Source organism: Thermodesulfobacteriota bacterium (genome assembly GCA_040758155.1).
Classification (GTDB): domain Bacteria; phylum Desulfobacterota; class Deferrimicrobia; order Deferrimicrobiales; family Deferrimicrobiaceae; genus UBA2219.
The window spans coordinates 1-2,586 of sequence record JBFLWB010000181.1; the positions used below are offsets into that span (position 1 = coordinate 1).

The following is a 2,586-nucleotide window of genomic DNA, read 5'->3' on the forward strand; positions in this document are numbered from 1 at the left end:
CGCCCCGGGGGGGTCCTTTCTCACATACCACATTCGCGCGGGGGGGGGGGGCCCACCCCCCCCCCCCGTCCGTCGTTTCCCGCCGCGCATGAAGGCGTTCCTCCTTCCCTTCCTGTTCCTGGCCTCCGCCTTCTTCTCCGCGACGGAGACGGCGCTCTTCGCCCTGCGGCGGATCGACCTCGAGAAGTGGAAGGAGGAGCGGAATCGGAAGGCGGCGCTGATCGCGGAGCTGCTCGAGGACCCGGCCCAGCTCATCGCGACGATCCTGATCGGCAACGAGATCGTCAACGTCGCGATCTCCGCGGTCCTCGCCGCCCTGCTCCTCCCGCTGCTCGCTCCGGGGATCGGAGAGATCGTCGCGAGCGCCGCGGGAGCGCTGGGGATCCTCATCCTCGGCGACATCGCGCCCAAGAGCGTCGTCTGGCCGCGGGCGAAGGCGTTCTCGCTGCTGCTCGCGGGCCCGATGACGGCCTTCTCCCGCCTGGTGGCGCCGCTGCGGTTCGTCATCGGGAAGCTCTCGTCCGGGATCCTTTGGCTGCTGGGCGCCGGGGGAGAGACGGAATCCCGGGAGCGGATCTCGGAGGCCGAGTTCCGCGCGATGGTCGACGTGGGGGAGGAGACCGGCACCCTCGATCCCGGCGAGAAGGAGCTCATCCACAATATCTTCGAGATGACGGACCAGCGAGCCGCGGAGATCATGACGCCGATGCCCGACGTGTTCATGGTCCCGAGGGGGTTGCCGTACGACGATCTGATCGCGCAGTACCGCCGATACCGCAAGTCGCGGATCCCCGTGTACGAGGGGGAGCGCCGCCGCGTCGCGGGGGTCCTGCACTTCAAGGACCTCCTCCGGCAGATGTCGGAAGGGGGGGAGCCGCCGCAGTGGGAACGGCTCATGCGCCACGCCTATTTCGTCCCTTCGACGAAGAAACTGCCGCTGCTGCTGCGCGAGTTCCAGCGAAGAAAGGTCCACATCGCCGTCGTGGTGGACGAGTTCGGCGAGCAGGTCGGGATCATCACGCTGGAGGACGTCCTGGAGGAGCTGTTCGGCGACATCCACGAGGAGCACGACCGGGAGGAGAAGGAGATCGTGCCGCGCCCCGACGGCTCCTCCCGCGTCCTCGGGAAGACGCCGATCCACCGGTTCAACGACACGTTCGGGACGGCGCTGCCGGACGAGGAGTGGGACACCGTCGCGGGGCTGCTTCTGCACGAGTTCGGGCGGCTCCCCGCGCGCGGCGATACGATCGTGGTCTCGGGGCTCCGGGTCACGGTGGAGAAGCTGAAGGGGGTCCGGATCGTCGAGGTGGGCGTGCAGCCGGTCCCCGCGGAGCCGGTCCCGGGAGAGAAGGAGTAGGCATGGAGCTGGCGGTCTTCATCGCCCTGTGCCTGCTCGGGCAGGGGCTCTACGAAGGGTCCGAGATGGTGCTCGTCTCGGCGGACCGCCACCGGCTCAAGGAGCGCGCGTCGCGCGGCGAGCGGGGGGCGAAGCGCGCCCTTTCCCTCCTGGCGCAGCCCGACCGCATCCTTGCGACGACGCTGACCACGACCAACATCTTCATCGCCCTGGGCAGCGTCCTCACCACTTCGCGCCTCCTCGAGTCCTTCGGGGATTACGCGCCGTGGATCTCCGTGGGCATCGTCACCCCGCTCGTCATCCTGCTGGGGCAGGTGGTCCCGAAGACGTTCGCGCGGCAGCGCGCCGACCGCCTGGTGAGCGCGGCCGCGGGGATCATCCGCATCTCGCAGGTCCTCCTTTACCCGGTCGTCACCGCGGCATCCTGGATCGCCCGGGCGATCGCGGTCCCGTTCGGAGGCGTCCCGCCGCTGCGGGTGTTGATCACCCGGGAGGAGCTGGCGGTGATGCTGCGGATGACGCTCGGCGCGGAGTCCGACGTGGAGGCGCACGAGCGGGTGATGGTGCGAAGGGTGTTCCACTTCGGGGAGACGCGCGTGGCCGACGTCTTCCGGCCGCTGGCCCAGGTCGTCGCCCTTCCCGACGGCGCCTCCTGCCGGGACGCGGCGCGCGTCGCAGCCCGCAGCGGCTTCTCGCGCTACCCCGTCTACCGGGAGCGCGTGGACCACGTGGTGGGCTACCTGCACGTCCTCGACATCGCCGGGAACCCGCCCGACGCGTCCGTGCTGCCGTTCCTCCGCAAGCCGCTGTTCGTCCCCGAGCTCATGCCGCTCGACGAGCTGCTTCGCGCGTTCCGGAACGCGCGCACCTCCTTCGCCGTGGCGGTGGACGAGTTCGGCGGCGTCACCGGCATCGTCACCGCGGAGGACGTGGTGGAGGAGGTGGTCGGGGAGATCGAGGATGAATACGACCGCCGCATGGAATACTATACGAAGGTCTCCGACGACGAGTACGTAGTCCCCGGCCGGATGGAGGTCGGGCGCTTCGTGGAGGAGACCGGCATCCGGCTGGCGGAGGGGGACTACACGACCGTGGGAGGGTTCCTCGTTTCCCTCGCCGGCCGGATTCCCGCGGCGGGAGAGTCGTTCTCCGTCCCGGGGGCGGCCTTAAGGGCGGAGCGGGTGTCGGACCGCGCGGTCCTCGCAGTGCGGGTCCGGCGCGGTCCCGTC

General features: G+C 69.9%; 2 protein-coding genes. Both read left to right on the plus strand.

Features of this window, described 5'->3' with window-relative positions; genetic code table 11:
- The first annotated feature begins 88 nt into the window (after nt 1-88).
- Nucleotides 89-1,357, plus strand: coding sequence for a hemolysin family protein (locus AB1346_12440; GenBank protein MEW6721251.1), 1,269 nt, complete (start codon nt 89-91; stop codon nt 1,355-1,357).
- 2 nt (nt 1,358-1,359) lie between these two features.
- Nucleotides 1,360-2,586: hemolysin family protein (locus AB1346_12445; GenBank protein ID MEW6721252.1), on the plus strand; the 1,227-nt coding region annotated here is incomplete at its 3' end.